Annotated in this window: 16 protein-coding genes and 1 tRNA gene; 8 read left to right on the top strand and 9 right to left on the bottom strand. The window is 46.3% G+C overall.

Annotated elements, in window-relative coordinates:
• Nucleotides 1-401: 401 nt before the first annotated feature.
• Nucleotides 402-474, bottom strand: a tRNA-Glu gene (locus QUA80_RS30760).
• 84 nt (nucleotides 475-558) lie between these two features.
• Nucleotides 559-1,605, bottom strand: a complete 1,047-nt coding sequence (locus QUA80_RS30765; RefSeq protein ID WP_333428735.1) for a M42 family peptidase — start codon at nucleotides 1,603-1,605, stop codon at nucleotides 559-561.
• A gap of 59 nt (nucleotides 1,606-1,664) precedes the next feature.
• Here QUA80_RS30765 and QUA80_RS30770 point away from each other — a divergent pair, with 59 nt between their 5' ends.
• Entirely contained in the window at nucleotides 1,665-2,405 is a 741-nt protein-coding gene (locus QUA80_RS30770) for an FkbM family methyltransferase (protein ID WP_333428736.1), read from the top strand.
• Between the two features lie 135 nt (nucleotides 2,406-2,540).
• On the opposite strand, the gene QUA80_RS30775 is transcribed toward QUA80_RS30770, so the two are convergent.
• Together QUA80_RS30775 and QUA80_RS30780 are read right to left on the bottom strand one after the other, a co-directional pair.
• Entirely contained in the window at nucleotides 2,541-3,575 is a 1,035-nt protein-coding gene (locus QUA80_RS30775) for a histidine kinase (protein WP_333428737.1), read from the bottom strand.
• A 650-nt stretch (nucleotides 3,576-4,225) separates the two neighbouring features.
• Nucleotides 4,226-5,626: an S-layer homology domain-containing protein gene (locus QUA80_RS30780; RefSeq protein WP_333428738.1), complete on the bottom strand. Its 1,401-nt coding sequence runs from the start codon at nucleotides 5,624-5,626 to the stop codon at nucleotides 4,226-4,228.
• A 69-nt stretch (nucleotides 5,627-5,695) separates the two neighbouring features.
• On the opposite strand from QUA80_RS30780, the gene QUA80_RS30785 reads away from it, so the two are divergent.
• From QUA80_RS30785 to speD, 5 genes are all read left to right on the top strand, one after another.
• The gene (locus QUA80_RS30785) at nucleotides 5,696-6,241 is read left to right on the top strand and encodes a hypothetical protein (protein WP_333428739.1); all 546 of its coding nucleotides are present in this window, start codon (nucleotides 5,696-5,698) and stop codon (nucleotides 6,239-6,241) included.
• Nucleotides 6,242-6,872: 631 nt separating this feature from the next.
• Nucleotides 6,873-7,355 carry a BON domain-containing protein gene (locus QUA80_RS30790; protein ID WP_333428740.1) on the top strand — a complete coding sequence of 161 codons (483 nt, stop codon included), beginning with the start codon at nucleotides 6,873-6,875 and terminating at the stop codon, nucleotides 7,353-7,355.
• 384 nt (nucleotides 7,356-7,739) lie between these two features.
• Entirely contained in the window at nucleotides 7,740-8,951 is a 1,212-nt protein-coding gene (locus QUA80_RS30795) for a histidine kinase (RefSeq protein ID WP_333428741.1), read from the top strand.
• 1,478 nt (nucleotides 8,952-10,429) lie between these two features.
• Nucleotides 10,430-11,491 carry a pentapeptide repeat-containing protein gene (locus tag QUA80_RS30800; protein WP_333428742.1) on the top strand — a complete coding sequence of 354 codons (1,062 nt, stop codon included), beginning with the start codon at nucleotides 10,430-10,432 and terminating at the stop codon, nucleotides 11,489-11,491.
• A gap of 378 nt (nucleotides 11,492-11,869) precedes the next feature.
• Nucleotides 11,870-12,292 carry an adenosylmethionine decarboxylase gene (gene speD, locus QUA80_RS30805; RefSeq protein WP_333428748.1) on the top strand — a complete coding sequence of 141 codons (423 nt, stop codon included), beginning with the start codon at nucleotides 11,870-11,872 and terminating at the stop codon, nucleotides 12,290-12,292.
• An 84-nt stretch (nucleotides 12,293-12,376) separates the two neighbouring features.
• Here the strand turns inward: speD and QUA80_RS30810 are convergent, their stop codons facing one another.
• The gene (locus tag QUA80_RS30810) at nucleotides 12,377-12,973 is read right to left on the bottom strand and encodes a hypothetical protein (RefSeq protein ID WP_333428743.1); all 597 of its coding nucleotides are present in this window, start codon (nucleotides 12,971-12,973) and stop codon (nucleotides 12,377-12,379) included.
• A gap of 145 nt (nucleotides 12,974-13,118) precedes the next feature.
• On the opposite strand from QUA80_RS30810, the gene queF reads away from it, so the two are divergent.
• Nucleotides 13,119-13,538: a preQ(1) synthase gene (gene queF / locus QUA80_RS30815; protein ID WP_333428744.1), complete on the top strand. Its 420-nt coding sequence runs from the start codon at nucleotides 13,119-13,121 to the stop codon at nucleotides 13,536-13,538.
• Nucleotides 13,539-13,575: 37 nt separating this feature from the next.
• On the opposite strand, the gene QUA80_RS30820 is transcribed toward queF, so the two are convergent.
• The 3 genes from QUA80_RS30820 to QUA80_RS30825 form a co-directional block, all read right to left on the bottom strand.
• The gene (locus tag QUA80_RS30820; RefSeq protein WP_333428745.1) at nucleotides 13,576-13,773 is read right to left on the bottom strand and encodes a DUF2283 domain-containing protein; all 198 of its coding nucleotides are present in this window, start codon (nucleotides 13,771-13,773) and stop codon (nucleotides 13,576-13,578) included.
• Complete coding sequence (locus QUA80_RS34015) at nucleotides 13,760-13,936, bottom strand: hypothetical protein (protein ID WP_445302309.1); 177 nt, start codon at nucleotides 13,934-13,936, stop codon at nucleotides 13,760-13,762. The genes QUA80_RS30820 and QUA80_RS34015 overlap by 14 nt, the downstream gene beginning before the upstream one ends.
• Before the next feature lie 154 nt (nucleotides 13,937-14,090).
• Complete coding sequence (locus tag QUA80_RS30825; protein ID WP_333428746.1) at nucleotides 14,091-15,503, bottom strand: cytochrome c biogenesis protein; 1,413 nt, start codon at nucleotides 15,501-15,503, stop codon at nucleotides 14,091-14,093.
• Here QUA80_RS30825 and QUA80_RS30830 point away from each other — a divergent pair.
• Nucleotides 15,493-15,744: a hypothetical protein gene (locus tag QUA80_RS30830; RefSeq protein WP_333428747.1), complete on the top strand. Its 252-nt coding sequence runs from the start codon at nucleotides 15,493-15,495 to the stop codon at nucleotides 15,742-15,744. The two genes, QUA80_RS30825 and QUA80_RS30830, sit on opposite strands and share 11 nt — an antisense overlap.
• A 17-nt stretch (nucleotides 15,745-15,761) precedes the next feature.
• Here the strand turns inward: QUA80_RS30830 and QUA80_RS30835 are convergent, their stop codons facing one another.
• Nucleotides 15,762-16,496, bottom strand: coding sequence for a cytochrome c biogenesis protein CcdA (locus tag QUA80_RS30835; RefSeq protein WP_333428749.1), 735 nt, complete (start codon nucleotides 16,494-16,496; stop codon nucleotides 15,762-15,764).
• Nucleotides 16,497-17,153: the final 657 nt, after the last annotated feature.

Here is a 17,153-nt window from a genome sequence, read left to right on the forward strand (position 1 = left end):
GCCGCTTTTACCAACAAGGTATGCGGGCTTCAACCCTTATACAGTCTATCTCGTAGACCTCTTTGTCACCCCCCCAGCATTATAATTCGCCATACCTATTTCTTTCAATTCCCTTTTAATCAAAACTTAAAAGTAGTTCGCAGCAATCCAATCCAAATACTATCATTTGCAGCATTATGCTCAGGATTAGTAATCAACAAAACTCCCCGAGTAATGTTGAACCTAGCTATTCAATAAATATTTTTGAATTGATTGATTTAATAGAAAAAGATTTGCTTCCTTAACCAAAGACTAAGTTTCTGCCGAACCACAAAAGCAAAAGTGATACCTAGCAGTAAGGGCTGGCAAGATGCCAACCCCACACACTAGATATCAAAGTGATATCAGAGTTAAATTTTAAATACCCCCAGGGGAATTCGAATCCCCGTCGCATCCGTGAAAGGGATGTGTCCTAGGCCTCTAGACGATGGGGGCGCGTTGCGTTTGCTTGTGTTCCGCACCTTTATTACCTTAACTAATCTTTCCCAATCTGTCAACTACTTTGCGAAAGTTTTTTTTCTACTCGTCCCAAAGCTCGTCACAGTAGGCTTTGAGGATACGAGCACAATTGTCGATCGCCCCCAAGTGAGCAATCTCAAAACCGTGGGTGTTCTGCGTGGGGAACGCCAAACAAGCGGCGCGGGCCACGTGGCCGAACTTCATGGCGATCGAAGCGTCGCTCCCAAAACCGCTAATTACCGCCAACTGCACCTCTACGCCGGCTGCGGAGGCTGCTGCGCGCAGTTCCCCGTTCAACCCTTCATCGTAGACTCCGTAGCCGTCCTGAACCAACAAAACCGGGCTTTCGCCATCTTCGATCGGGTATTCTGGCGCCAGAGGGCAAATTTCCAAAGCGATCAGCGCGTCCAACTGTTGCCGCTGCGAGAAATACAAAGCGCCGATCGCCCCAACCTCCTCCTTCGCCGAAGCCACCAAATAAACATTCACCGCAGGCTCTTTCAAACATTCCGCCAGAGCCAGCAAAATCGCCACTGAAGCCTTGTTGTCGAGGGTGTAGCTCGCGATCCAATCTTTCAACCGCAGCGGGCGTTTGCGGTGCTTTCCCACCACCATCCGCGTGCCCGGTCGAATTCCCGCCTCGGCTAATTCCTCGGCGGTACATTTAGTTTCGATCCAGGCATTTTCCCAGTTTAGCGGAGTTTTTTCCTGCTGAGCTTTTTGCGGGGATTCGTGGGATACGTGGCGGCTTCCGAAGCTGAGAATGCCGCTAATTGTTTGCTTGTCGCCCAATAAATCGACCGCACCTTCGCCGTACACCCAAGGGAAGGCGCCGCCCAGTTTGCGGACTTCGACGCGGCCGCGATCGCCTATTGTTTTGACTAGGGCCCCGATTTCATCTTTGTGGGCGGTAATGGCGATCGACCTTTGGGGATTGCGGCCCTTAATTAGGACGATCGCATTGTCCGCGCGATCGACCCAAGCATTCACTCCTAGGGCGGCGAATTTTTCCATCAACCGCTGGTTAATTTCCGACTCCGCACCGCTGGGGGAGTGGAGCATTACTAACTCTTCGATAGTTTGGAACAGTCGATCTAATTCTAACATTTTTGATTTTCTGGTTGGCTAGCGAAGGTTAATATACAGATAACTATGTTATTTAATTTATGTTTTTTTTCGCTAAAATTTTTCGACTTCTGCAACGACAAACTCGGGCCCGCAAATTAGGCATCAAATTTAACAGAGTTGCTAACTTTAGCGTTCCCGACAATCTGATTGTACTGGCCAAGCGCCAAAATGTAAACTTGCCTTCAGAAAAAGGCATGGATGGAGAATTTATAGAAGTGCTTTTAGACGACTGCTACGGAGTAGAACAATTATCTGAATCCCTGATGACAATTATTGATATTGGAGCCAATGTTGGGTTGTTTGCAATTGCTGCCAGAAACAGGTTTCCCCATGCCGTGATTCACGCCTACGAACCTAACCGCCACCTGGAAAATTACCTCAAACATCAATCTCAAATCGCAAACTTTACATATTTTCTGGAAGCTGTAGGAGCCGAAGATGGTAAAGTAGTGCTCGACATTCGGGAAGTCTCGGGAAAAACCCGATCGACTGTCAGCGAAAGCGGCGACATACCGATGGTATCATTTCGCAGGGCGATCGAGCGAATTGGTGGCAGCGTGGACTTAGCCAAAGTAGACTGCGAAGGTGCAGAATGGCTGTTATTTGAAGATCGAGATACTTGGCAACTCGTGCAACACCTTTCTGTAGAATATCACTTGTGGTCGGGTCACACTCACGCCGAAACCCGACAAGTTATTGAAAACATAGGATTTCGGATCAGAAAGCAAATACCAATAGATAACTGGTACGGCGTGATTTTAGCATCCAGAAGCCGCTGAACTCCTCACTACCGATTTTATCGGGTTGTGCGATCGGCATAATATAATTTTCGACAGGTTTCAATGCAGTCAAAAAACACAAGACCGAGCAACGCGGTTTCTCAAAAAAACCGCTTGCTAAACAGATAGCTTGGGTTAAATCTTTTCTTGACCTTGATTAAAACGCTGACTTCCTTGATTTTCCTCGAAGCTAACAATAGCATCTTCGGCAAAATTGAGGATGTCGGTGAATGGGTCGCGGCTTGTTTGCAAAGGTTGTTCCTTGTTTTTGCGATTGGCAATTTCGCGCTGCAATTTGTCAATTGTCTGTTGAAAACGAGCTGCTTGCCTGAGCATTTCCTGTTCTGAAAAATCCAGCAATTGAATCAAGTTTGCTATTTGATATTCTAGGAATTGAATGTCATAAATTTTGTGATTGTCTGCAAGATTTGAGCAATCAGATGAAGGGTTAAAAACATTTTTTTCTTCGGTAAGGGACAAGGCTGTTTTGACACTCAGTGCCAAATATTTAAACATTTCAGCCGTGGTTTCGGGAATTTTAACTTTCAGGAACATCACTACAGCAAACAAACTTCCCGACCGCAAAAGTCCCCCAAATCCCAATACAGACTTGATTTGGTAGGGGATAATTAAGGAATTTTGTTCGGAAATAAAAGGGCTGCCTTTTGCCTGTGATACGTGAAAAATATTTAATACTGCGGGTTCTAATTGCAGGAACCTTTCTCGCTCAATTCCGAGGACTGTAGGAATGTCTAAACCGAACTGCCGGATTATTTCCGAAATCGCCGGGATTTGAGCCACTAATTTGGCGCTAACTAACGGAATAGCTGTATTTTCGGCTGCTGTATGCCGAGAATTCCACTGCGGTTCTGTGCCTGCTGCTGCTAGCAGAGTCCAACATTTCATGTCGGCGGCGGGGGAATTGCCGTTCATCAAGCGGCGGGCGGATTGCTGCAATGAGTCTTCTAATTCCCCGTAGGGATGAGTTTTGAACATACGCACTAAGGCACAGGTATTTTCTCCCGTTTCCGAATCGCAAAAATGTTGGTAAATATATTTAACAATCTTCTGACTGCTAGCTTCCATACTAGCGGTATTTCTACCGAACTGGCGCAGGACTAAGCTGCATTTTGCCATGTCTTGCGGGGTAAATAGGTTAATATGGTACATTGAAAAACGCTCTCCCTGAGCTCAAACACTCTTTTTCTTTTATCCTTAAGGCCGCTACCGCATCCGGAATCATACTGAGAGTTTGGAAAATTGTTAGTGAAAATACTCACAAAATTTGCCAGCCAAATGCAGGGGTTGTGTGGCAGGATACAGAAATTAAGACTAAAGCAAAAAATCTCTTCCTTAGGGTGCGAACCGCCCACAGAGAAGCCGATGTATAGTGTTTGACAGGATTTTTTAGGATGACTCGCGCAGGGGGATTAAAGAAACTGGGTTGTTCAACCGATATCCTTCACGTTTTACTGCCCATTTTCGTAGATAAAAATTGGTTGCTGGGTAAGTCATATTCACAGAAATATTAGCAACTCAAGCTGCAATTTGTGTGGCGGGCGATCGCGCGCCGATTTGTCAAAACTTGGTACAATTTCGTCAGTCTTGGACGCAAAAACCGGGTTTTGTTGCAGAGAAAAAACCCGGTTTATTGGTATTGGTAAGTAGATCTGTTCTGGACTGGACGCAAAAACCCGGTTTCTGCACGTAATTGGGTCATATTAGCTCGATCGCGACAACGAGAAACCGGGTTTTTTGGGTTAGCGTGCGTCCAGGAATGTAGATGCTTCGTTCCACACTTTTAACCACCCCAAACAACTCTATGGGGCTGGTTGAGATTTGGCCTCCAGGGCATCTTTAGCCGACAATCCCTGATCTTGAATGCCAAAATACCACAAACTAGCAGCAGCTTCGGCGCGAGTCACGGATTTCTTCGGCTGAAACAGAGTAGTAAAACCAAAAACGCGGCGAATATTCGCCAAATCTCCATTGTTGAAATCAGCTAAAACAGCCCGAGATGCCTGAGAATCAATCTTAGAAGCATCTTGAAAACCCCACTTTTCTTTCACTCCCTCAATGTTAGCTGTCGGCAAAACTTGACGAGTATCTAAAGGCACTTTCCAAAGAATCATTGTTTCGCGAGTTAAAGGTGCATCCGGGCGAAATTTCACATCTTTAGTTTCTCCCGAAAGCGAACTCGGAATTACACCGGCTTCTGCTAAACCTTGAATTGCTGAAAAATCAGGGTCAGTTTTGGGTACGTCAGAAAAAGCCGATTCGCTAGAGTCTACTGCTAATCTAATTTGTTTGGCTTGACGGCTAGCATAAATTTGATTGTTAGCTGCTACTAACCAGCGGGCGTATTCGCGGCGAGTGACAATTTTGTTGGGTTTGGGCAAAGTGCTGGCAGTTTCTAAATTAGCATTTTCTGTCGCTCGCACTTTCAGCACTTCCAACTGAGTTAAATCTGCCACATACTGCCGCAACTGTTGAGGAATTTGACCGTCTTGTTGGCTAACTTTTGCTGATTTTGGCGAGGCGGATGGCGTTGGAGTAGTTCCCTCTGAATTAGATGGAGTTGGTGAAGCGGTTGGAGATGCGCTAGACTCGGGATTATTAGGTTGGGGACTGGCGGCAATTGCTGACCCATCTTTGCTGTAGTCGATCGTAAATTCTGTAGAACCTCCTACTTTCTGAGTAGGAGAAAGAGACACTGTTACCCGCAAATTATCTCGGGTTGCGACTAAAGAACCTTGTCCCTCAGCGGTTGGGCGGCTGACTATTTCCCAGTTGCGACGCCCAAACTCTGTGGAGTAAAAGTTCTGAACCGAATTTACCGGATCTGTACTCTCCCAGCGCAGCCGCACATTTTTTTGCGACGGATCGGTTTTGCCACCAACTTCGATTAACTCAGCATTAGGATAGAGTGGAATCTCTGTCGGGAAATCGGGAGGAAGTTTGGCGGTAGAGTTTGTCTCAATTGCTGTCGCTGGTGGCGCAGAAGAGAAAACCACGGGATTTTGTTTTAATTGGGGATCGGCGGCTAATGATTCTTCGAGTGCCTTGCTGTTGGGGCTGTTTGCACAAGCTGTGACAGCAGCCAGCATACACACAGCCAGCCAAGTATTTACAGCAGCGAGTATATTGGTTTTATTGGTTTTACTGGTTTTAGATCGACCTTGAGAGTTGCCTCGCCGTTGAGTAAATATAATATTCAGCATAAATCTCCCGTTTGCGGATATATTTCTAGGCTAGCGCAGATCGATCGGGCATATATAATTTTTACCCAAATGAAATTTTTGTATTTACTTCTAGTTACTGCTACATTACTTTTATACCCTGTCAAGTTTGCCCGTCCCGCTGCATCTCAACCAGCCCCGCAGCGGGCCGAAATTCAGACGCCAGAGTGGCAGCCATTTTGCTCGGCGATGGGTCAGTTTGCGATCGATATGCCGGGAACTCCCAAAATAAATTCGGAAACTTTTTCAACTCAAGTTACCGCTCATACATACAGATCGATCTTAAAAAACAAAGAAACTTATTTACTTCAATACTTTGACCTAGATTTCCGGCAAAGCAACAATAATATTAAAATTACTTTAAATAATGCCGTTGATTTCTTTGTCGTGGGGGCGAATGCAAAATTGTTGCAAGTGCGGGATATTTCCCTCGGAGGCTATCCAGGAAAAGAGTTTGAGTTTCAGCAGCTTTCCCCCGCTGAACCTGTAGGTGTAGGTCAAGTTTTTTTGGTGGAAACGCGCGTTTACGGGCTGGTTGTCACTTCCCCAGAACCCGAAAATGCTCAAAAATTTCTTGACTCTTTTCGTTTGTTTTGAAGCCGGAAGTTCGGCAACCAGCAGTGTACGAGATTTAACGGATTTAACGGCTAGATGTTGAGAGAACAGGAAAGACGGCAAAATTAGTTATGAGTAGCGATCGAATTTATTAATCAAACTTACACTTTTATGACTTAGGCACGATTGTTGAGAAATCGGTTTTTTTACGAAAAAACGCATTGAAAAAACGCATTGTAGACCGCACACGCGCACAAAAAACTCGGTTTCGCATCGGCCCCGACGGGTAAGTCCTGGTTTTTAAACTTGGTGTATGGGAAAATATTCGCTTTACTAACTCAAAATCTCGGAATTAACCTGGTTTCTGAGGAATAGTGCTTCCCCGACTAATTAAGTTAAATTGGAGCTGAGACCTGATTTGGTTTTTTGTACTCTATCTAACGACGTAGATAAAATTTACACCTGTGGAGCGATGTACCTGCTTCCTAAAGTTTATATATTTTAAATAAGGATTTTAAAATCCAACGAAAACACAAACGCAGAAAACACAAACGCAGAAAACACAAACGCAGAAAACACAAACAAAGATTTTGTAAAGATTCTGTATTGCATAATCTGGCTCAACGAAGAAGTCAGGCTCATTGAAAGCTTACCCGGAGGTTATTAACATATTATGAACAAGCTAACACCAGTTATCCTGAGCGGCCTCCTATTGTTTGGAGCTGCTGCTTGCAGCGAAGGAGCTAAAACTAGCGCTGATTCTCCTAACTCTACCACAGAAAATCGCAATAGCCCGCCCCCAGCCGAGACAGTTCAAAAAACTCAGGGTGACGCAACTAGCGATATTCGCAAAAACCAAGCAAATTCTGATATCAGGGCCAGAGAACAGCGCAACAATGTGACGGGCGGCGATGCAATAAGAGCCGATGGCGACCTTCAAAGTGAAGTCCGCTCTAAGTTAGAAGTAAACATCACTCAAGGTCAGCTAACTGTGGAGGCAAAAGACGGGCTTGTCACCGTAGGTGGCACAGTTCCCAATCAAACCGATCTAGCTAAAATTGAGCCGCTAGCTAAAGAGATTAAGGGTGTCAAAGATGTGAATGTTACGGCTGTTGTCGCCCCTGCTGCACCCGCCTCCCCTAGCAGCAATCAATAAATGAGCCGGAAGAAGTCCGAGGGAAAGATTTAGTTATCTAGGATAGAAGTCTGAGGGAAGAGGGTAAAGTTTGGCATTGTAAGATTGCTTGCAGAGCAGATTACAAGGCTTAGGTGACTCTCTAGAGAGATCGGGGTTTTAAGTGAAAGAGTTTAAATTTAATTTTAAATTCACCCATTCAAAACTCGCGCAATACCTGCAACTTCCCCTTCCCAATTTCCGATTTCCATGCCGGATAAATAGTTTGAAACCAGCCTGAAGATAGAGCGGAAAGTTATTCCCACCGACCGATGAAAAATGTTGGCAAAAAATGACTAAATGTGATTGATGGCAGAGCATAAATTCTGTGGTTGTGTAAAAGTATAATTTGCAGGAGAAAAAAAAATGGCTTTAGGTCAACACAAGCGAGCTGTAGGAGCATTTTCTAATTACCGAGATACGGAACTAGCCCTGATGGAACTGCAAAGTAGCGGGTTTCCGATGAATAAAGTTTCGGTAGTTGGGGAAAATCTCGATCGCAGCGATATTGCCGGCGCTAGCGCTGGTAAGGGTACCGACGAGAAAGTGGGCGGCGGCGCAAAAGCAGGCGCGACAGCAGGAGCCGTGACGGGCGGTTTGATTGGATTGCTCGGAAGCATTGGAGCGCTAGCAATTCCGGGAGTTGGCCCGGTGATGGCGGGGGGCGCGATCGCAACTCTGCTGGCCGATACTGTAGTCGGAGGCGCGATTGGGGCTGCAGCGGGCGGTTTGGTCGGCGGTTTGGTAGGTTTGGGAGTTCCCGAATCAAAAGCTAAGGTTTATAGCGATCGCGTCTCGCGCGGTGAATATTTGGTATTCGTAGAAGGAACAGATGCCGAACTTGCCACAGCCGAAGGAATTCTGAGCGTGCGGGGCATTCAGGATTGGGGCATTTACGATGTGCCAGCAGACACCGGCCGCAGGGCGGGGGGCCACCAGAAGCGCGCAGTGGGAGTATTTTCAACCCGCCGCGAGACGGAACACGCACTGGGAGAACTGAGAACTGCCGGTTTCGACATGAATCGGGTTTCGGTCATCGCTAAGGATGCTGAGTCTAAAGGCGACATCGCAGGCATTGACGTGCACGACAGCGCGGACAACAAGGCGGATGAAGGAGCGACTAAGGGCGCACTCACAGGCGGCACTTTGGGCGGTTTGACAGGCTTGTTGGTAGGTCTGGGCCTAGTGGCAATTCCGGGAATCGGGCCGATTATGCTGGCAGGAGCTTCAGCTACGGCGCTCGCCACTACACTCGCTGGTACGGCTTTGGGTGCGGCAGCAGGCGGCTTGATCGGAGCTTTAGTCGGTATGGGAATTCCCGAAGAGCAAGCTAGAGCATACAACGATCGCGTGGCAAGGGGAGATTACTTGGTACTGGTTGACGGCAGCGAAGCTGAAGTCGCTAAAGCTGAAACCATTCTGAGCCGCGGAGGCATCCAGCATTGGAACACCTACGACTATACTCCCAGCGTCGATAGTGCTCGGGCTGATTACGGTGCTCCTGGCACTCCAGGGGTTGATACTACGGCTACTATTTACGATCCCAATCAGGGCGTTACGGGCAACCGTCGGGTTTGATAGTTCAGACTTTGTTGGGGTATTGTTTCTAATTCCGGCATGGTAATCGCATTCGCGCACTCGGATTGTGGAAAGCGATCGAACCAACACGGGCGAGCTAGGCATTGTAACCTTTGCCGCTAAAATTATCTCAAAAGTCGGCTTTTTCTCTGGAAGTCGGCTTTTGTTTTGTTCTGGAAACTTAAAAAAAAAGCGACCTGTCAAAAGTTTAATTTTGATTGGCAAGGTGGGCGACACCGCCGGTGGCTCGATCGGCTCCCTTAATTTTTAGATCCTAAATCCCCAGTGTTTTTTTAGTCTGTAACACTCACTACTGCTCGATTGCAAACCCCGCAGTATTATCAAATTTGATGACATAAATTACAGCAGATATTGCCCGGTTAGTCAAAGAGCGACTATCTTTAATTATGGGGCGGCTACTTTCAGCAACTTATACAGGTGAAATAGGCAGTCCCGCGCGCTGAGTACGGCCTGCGGTGGTCGGCAAGTATTAGAATAATAATATTGTCGGAGCCTTGGGGCAAGACTTGGGCTGGTCATTGCTTGGCTGTAGCAACCCAATTGCCGTTGGCAAGACCTGCTAAAGGAATACAGTTTTTCTGGGAATGCCTCAGCGAAGCATTTGAGAATCCCAGGAAAAGCTTTTATGTCGGGGAGCGCGTCTGGTGTCGGGCGTTCTGTTAATTAGAACCGCAAGCGCTCATGGATCGAGTAAAGATTGACAGCAAGCACAGCAGCGCGGGAGCACAATGGCTCGCGACGCATTTTTTCGCGAAATCTCAGGCTACTGACAGCGTATTGCTGGCTTCGCCTGCGACTCGCTCAGCACTCCGAGGGAAACAGCTTTCCTGTTGGATTTCACGCTGTGCGCAGCACAGTGGGGGGAGGTGAAACTAGCTGAGCTGACCGGGCTCTGCTTTCATGGGCGATCGAACATAGAAGGCACTTATGTAGAAAGCATTCGGGGTTGAAGCTCCGATATCTTGTTTCTTGATTGCACTAATAAATTCGATCGTCTGTACCAGCAATTTTTCGGGTCAGAATGCGGCGCAGAGCGCGCCAGCAATACCCCAAATATTAGATCGACCTTAACAAGAGCGATCGACAACTTCTCGGTATTTTGGTCAAGGGTTAGCAGTTAATAGTTAGTGATTAGCAGTTACTATAAATACAACTAACTGCTAATCACTAACATCAACCGCCGACTAATTACTAGCAAAATCAGACTTACAGGGCTTAACGCGGCGAACAATTCGGTTTATTCATGACTGCGCGCTGACCAACCCCAGATTTTTTACGATAAACCCGGTTTCTCGTAAGTTATAACTAAGTTAGCAGGGTGATGTTAGGAATCAACCAGTTGTGACAATTGTTACTGTGGCAGTATTGGTTGAAAAAACTTACTACCAAACACGATAGTACAAACTTTCAGACAACATAGAACATCGAGAAATTAAGGAAACTCACTCAATTTTTTTATGAATTTCACTGAGCTTTTAAGTGCCGATGAACTTTTAACTAGACATAGAAACGGGGAACGAGATTTTCGAGGGGCTAACCTCATTGCAGCTCATTTGAGTGAAGCTAATCTCAGTCGAACAAATTTGAGCAGCGCTAATTTGAAAGAGGCCAACTTAATTAGAAGCAAACTAATTGGAGCTAATTTAAACGGTGCAGACTTGAGCGGGGCTAATTTATCTAAGGCGAAATTAATTGAAGCTAACCTCGGCAGTTGCAGTTTAACTGGAACTGTGGCGGTCGCAGCAGATTTTAGCGGAGCCAATCTCAGCGGAGCAATATTGTCTCAGGCTGACTTGAGCAAAGCTGTGATGACTGGAGCGAGCTTAGTAGGAGCTTGTTTGGTAAGTGGCTCGAAACTAACTGAGGCTAATTTGAGCGGGGCGACGCTGAGCCGAGCAATTATGAGCGGGGTTGATTTAAGCAAAGCAAATCTGACTAGAGCGATTCTCAGCGAGGTTGATTTGAACGGGGCAAACCTGAGCGGGGCAACTTTAATTCGGGCTTATCTCAATCGCGGAAATCTCAGCGGTGTCAATTTGGTTGGAGCTTCTTTGAGCGAAGCAAGTCTGCGGGAGGCTTGTATTTGCGCTGCTAATTTGAGCGGTGCTGACTTGAGCGGTGCTGACTTGAAAGGAGCTAATTTAAATGGCTCTAATTTGAGCGGTGCGCACTTGCAAGGAGCTAATTTGAGTCAAACCAATTTGAATGGTTTGATTCTGCACAATGCTGATTTGAGAGCTGCGAATTTGAACAAAGCTTCTTTGCGGGGAGCTAATTTGAGCGGTGCGAATTTGTCTGGTGCTAGCTTGCTGGAAGCGGATTTGCGGGGGGCGAATTTGAGTCACGCCAATTTGTCGGGAGCCGGTTTGCTGCTGAGTTCTCTGACCGGGGCGAATTTGACAGGAACTAATTTGTCGGAAGCTAATTTGATTGGGGCGAGCTTGAATGTTGCTAATTTGAATGAAGCAGCTTTGGGCGGGGCGATTTTGCCGAATGGAGCTACTCACAGCCGGGATTGATAAGTTGAGCAATCATAATTAAGTAGCTCAACCTCAAAAAACCGAAGACAGAGAAACCCGGTTTATGTAGGGGCGGTGCCCAGAGTGCCAGCCCTTGCTGGTTTCTGGCTTCTCCACACCCAGGAGCAAATTAAGGCGGTTGGGCTTTAACCGCATTCTAGCGAAAGCCGATTGTGGCAGGAAATATCGATCGTCCTTATCCAACTCCAATCTAACTCAACCTGCACTCGACCAGGGCCAAAGTACCAAAAAAAAACCGGTGCGATCGCGCTGGCCGCTATTTTTGAAATATTTTTGGAATTTACTTGAAAATTTCTAGACGCCGTGCTATCGTTAAAAGGTTTGAGACATTATGAGTTAGAGGTAAAACCCCGCAGAATGAAACAATTGGGAACCCATCTGGTCGCTGATGCTTGGCAGTCTCCAGGAGACCTGCTCAACGATCCTGAACGTATCCGCCGCGCCATACTCGATGCGATCGAAGCCGGAGGAGCTACTCTCATCGATTTGTGCGTACACCAGTTTAGTCCTCACGGAGTGACAGCTACTGCTACGTTGGCAGAGTCTCATATAGCAATCCATACTTGGCCTGAACACGGTTATTTTGCTGCAGACTTATTTTTCTGCGGGGCCGGCGACCCTCACCGAGCCATGAAGGTGCTACAGACAGCTTTGGAAGCTAAACAGGTAAAACTCACTGAGTTTACGCGCGGTTTCGAACCCGGGGTGGGCATCCTAGAATCTGCTTGTGAAGAGCAGTATGCGCCTCGTGCATTAGAAACGAGTGCCGCCAGAGTATAAGGGCTAATTAGCGTAACTTTCAACATTTTATGCTAGGTTCTGCTTAAAATCCCACGCTTCGAGTCGTGGGATTCTTGTTGCAATTTACTTCCCCTTCAACAAAGGGCGAACCACTAAATAACCTGCGCCGAAGGCGGCAATGACAATCAGAAAAATCGCGATTGCCAACCACAATCCGCTTAAGTCTGAAGTTTTTTTTGGTTGAGAGCGCACGCGGTAAGGAGTTTCCGGCACCTCTGCAAATAATTTTTCTGGAAGTTTCTCCGGCATCGGGGAGGCTGTTGGCTCCGGTTCCGGTAGGGGAAAGGGGAAAGCCACTGCCTGAGGTGGTTGAGGTACGGCAGAGTTAGTCTGCGAGGTTGCAGGTGCTGGAGGCGGAGGTTGAACGCTGAAATTGAATTTGACTGACGGCATTTGAGGCATCCCTGTCTGGGTGACGCTCTGAGCCGAGTTGACTACTTGCTGTAGCTGTTGGGATACTTGAATTACTGTTTCTACTTCTCGCCGCAGTTGTTGATTTTGTTGGACTAATTGCTGATTGTGGGTTTTGAGCGAGTCGAGCATCGCTTGGGCTGCTTGAAGCTCCGCCGTGACTTCTCGATAGAGGGAAATCGGTACCGATGGAGAGTAACTATTTGAGTTTTCAGGGGAAGTATTGTCAGATAAGGTAGTATTTTGCATAATTGTAGATGGCGAGGGTGAACTTGTTTTAGTTTAGCCTGAGAGTATTTGCAATTAGATCGATCGCAACACAATTCGTCAAGATATTTGTTACAGATATTGATCGTAAATTTAATTAAATGTTACAAGTTTTTAGTCGATCGCTATGAACAACTACGCAGCCGAAGAAACTATGTCCCAAAAGTCAAGCACCGAGGAAATGAAATACGGCGAACGCCAGATTTTGGAAGGCGAGTTAATTACTTTCCCGAATCCGCGAGTCGGGCGGCGCTACTCGATTAACATTACTTTGCCGGAGTTTACTTGCAAGTGTCCGTTTTCTGGATATCCAGATTTTGCGACAATTCACGTTACTTACGTACCCGACGAGCGGGTGGTAGAGTTGAAGGCGCTCAAACTGTACGTTAACAGTTATCGCGATCGCTACATTTCTCACGAAGAATCGATCAATCAAATTTTAGACGATTTTGTGGCCGCTTGCGCGCCCCTAGAAGCGACGGTTAAGGGCGATTTTTCGCCGCGGGGGAACGTCCACACAGTGATTGAGGTGTCGCACCATAAGTAGGTGCAGTCCCTGTGAGTGTCCGCCCGCTTGAACTGCTTTAGCGGGTAGGTATCTCATCGGAGAGAGATTCTAATGACATAAATTGTTTGACATTTAATATTTCAATCAACACCAGTTCTCCGCTGCTAGAATAGTGCAGAATCATGTTCTCTTCATCTTCGGCATAAGCGATCGGGCAATCGGAAATTTCGATCGGCATCGCATCTACATCAGGGCTATATCTAGTCTTTTTCATATCTTGACCTCTTACCAGGATAAGCAGTAATTACTAAAATTTTATCATCATATTCTTGGCAAACTACTCTTAGGACAAGTCCATTCAATCTCTGTTGACAAATAAACTTTCCTTCACCACTTGCTTCTAACTTACTAGGGGTGATGATAGTTTCCGAAATCAAATCTGTTGATATTGTAACCCCGCGATTTTCTAGATTCTAGAATCTCTATTTTTAGCAAGGCGTGTTGACTGAACTCAATCCTTTTTATCACATTTATTTCCTATTGAATTATCCGTTTTTCACCTGGTGTAAGGTGCGCCGCCCCTCCCTGCGGTTAGTTTTGATTCGCTAGAGAAGTCGGTGCTATTTCGCTCTTTTCTTCCTCTTTTTTCGATTCTGCCAACTTGTCCAAAATCTCCACAACTTCTCTTTCAAAAGTCACCTGAGCGCGATTCGTGCGCCCGCCGACGTATAGTTTGCCGTCCTTTTCCAAAGCCCAAATCTGCGAGTGAGACAGATAGCTCATCAGCACGCTGAGCATCAGCAACCCGAAGCCAGTATAAACGATCGGAATGCCCGGATCGGCTTTAATTTGCAATCCCGTACTGCCTACAACTTCATCAATTGCCAGCATCACTCCGTTAACTTCTACCGCCGTGCCTGCGCGAACTGTAGTTAACAATTTGCCATCGGTACCGTACACTAACATCGTTCCTTGCAAGTCTTTTGCTAGCAGAGAAACTCCCGCACTCAAATCTGGTTTTGTCGGAATCCAAGCACCCCAAATCCGGCCTTTACCTTGAGTGTCTAACAAAGCCATTGGCAATTGTAAAACCGGGCTTTTGTTGAGGCGAACTCGCACGGCGGCTATTGCCCAATCTGCTTGATAAAAAGTGACTCCCCGGTATCTGAGGGGCTTGTTAACGTGAATGGTTTTGCGATCGACCTCTTGGCCGGTTTTGTCCAAAACTGACAGGTCAGAGTAAAATTGGTCGATGCCGCCCTCGGGAGTATAATCTATCCAAAACCGATTAACTCGCATCGACCAATCCTTCGGTATTTGCGGCCCCGCCCAAGGCCCCGCATCCATGATATTCTGCACCTGAAATGTTTCGCCGCTGGGAACCATTTCTTGACCGAGAAATCCCGTCATCGCGCCCCACATCGACCCAGCTAAAATAATTAGCATACTGGCGTGAACAATAATCGGACCGATTTTACCAATTATTCCCTTACGAGCATAAACTTTTTCGCCTTCTCGAAATATACGGTAGTTTTTTTGCTGCAAAAGTTGTTCTAACGAACTTAAAGCAACTGTGTCTAATTCCGCACTGAGAGCTAATTTTTCAAACTGCTTTGGTTCTTCATAAAATTTCCAGCGGCGGGCGGCTTTTAATGCGGGAAATTGTCGGGTAAATGTACAAGCTGTTAAGCTGCTGCCGAACAAAATTAGGATTGACAAAAACCACCAAGTACGGTATACGTGGTCTAGCCCTGCAATTAGCACAACTTTCCAAGTTAGGAAGCCGAACAAAGCGGGGTGTTCTGGATAGTTAGATTGGTAAAAGGGTACTGATTGACCTTGTTCGATGACGGTGCCCGAAATGCTGAAAAATGCGATCGCCAGCAGCAAGATAATTGCCAGCCGCAAATCTGCTAGCACCGGCAAGATTTCTCGCTTGAAAAACCTTTGAGGGGCAGTCGCCCAGCTTGAGAGTTTTGATAGAAATACTTCTTTGGATGTCATTGGTAATTATGAAGGAAGAAGGAAGAGGGAAGAGGGAAGAGGGAAGAAAAAAGAGGGAAGAAAAAAGAGGGAAAAACAAAACATGAAAAAAAATATTATTATTTTTATTGAGCAAGCCTCAATATATTTTGAATTATTTCTCTTTTATTTCTTCCTTCGTGTTATTAGCGTCTTTGCGGTTCGTAAAAAAAACTTAATTCACCATGCCGTAGTGATTGCTATATCTCTAAATAAGGACTGAAGTCCTGACAACGAAACTTACGCGGGAAGGATGCGGGAAAGCAGAGAGAAAACGCCAAATCCTACTAGCAAAACGCCGCTAACAGGCGTAATCCAACTCGACCACCGACGTAATTCTAACAACTTTTTAATGCTAGCAGTGAAAGTACCTGCTACAATCAGGGGAGCGACATAGCCAGCAGCGTAAAACAGCAGCAACACACCGCCTAAAACTGTATCTCCCGTCTTGGAAACCCAAGCTAATAGCGTAGCTAAAACCGGCGTGCTGCACGGAGACGCTACTAAACCAAAAGTTAATCCCAATAAGTACGATCGCACCCCCCCCGGCAAATCCTTCGGAACCCACCCCACAGCGTCGAAAGACGGCATTTGCAAGGGTAAAGCTTCGAGTAAATTCAGCCCCATTAGAATAGCAATAATGCTGACAACAATCGGCAAACCGAGACCAATTTTGCCGTAAACTTGTCCGGCAAATGATGCCACAATACCTAAGCCCGCGAGGGTTGTGGCCAATCCCAGGGAAAACCAAGCCGACTGGGCTGCCGCTTGCAGGCGACTTTTTGCTTCGTATCCGCCGATGTAGCCGATCGTGATCGGCAACATTGAAAGCATACAGGGCGTTAAGCTCGTTAGCAACCCTGCCAGAAAGATGACTCCGACGCTGACTAAACTCAGGTTTGTCAGTTGAGTGTTTACTATAGTATTAGCAAATTGTGCGAGTTCGTAAAGTTGGGTTTGCAGAATTTCCATCAGTCGATTTTAGATTTTAGATTTTAGATTTTAGATTGACTCCACAGCCGATCGATTTTAGATTTTAGATTGACTCCACAGCCGATCGATTTTAGATTTTAGATTTTAAATTGACTCCACAGCCCATCGATTTTAGATTTTAGATTTTAGATTGACTCCACAGCCGATTTTAGATTTTAGAGGGACTCTACAGATGAATCTGGGAGCTTAAACTAAATATCTAATATTTTTGCTCTTCACGACTCCTGTCGGGGGCTTGTATCCCTAGGCAGGTGACTTCAGGTTCGGGGCTGTTCTGGGTTTGTTGAAAATTGTAACAGATGCGCGCAGGTTTGGTTTGAGATTTAAGATTTTAGCGAGATTTACTGGTTGGGAGTTAAAAGGTCGATCGCACCCTGGCTTAAATTGATATCTTGACAGCATCCTCAACAAGCTGTTGGCAACGGGCGCTGCTTGGGAGTTGAAAGGTCGATCGCACCCTGGTTTAAATTGATATCTTGACAGCATCCTCAACAAGCTGTTGGCAACGGGCGCAGGCTATTGCACCAGATCATTCCTTGACTGCGAAATCTGCCCGAAAGCTTGTTATACCATTTTTCTAAAGATGTGCTAGAGATAAAGAATGTAAGATCCAAGACCATCCTGTGAGAAAACCAATGA

The sequence above is a fragment of the Microcoleus sp. F4-D5 genome (assembly GCF_036704885.1).
In the GTDB taxonomy this organism is placed as follows: domain Bacteria; phylum Cyanobacteriota; class Cyanobacteriia; order Cyanobacteriales; family Microcoleaceae; genus Microcoleus.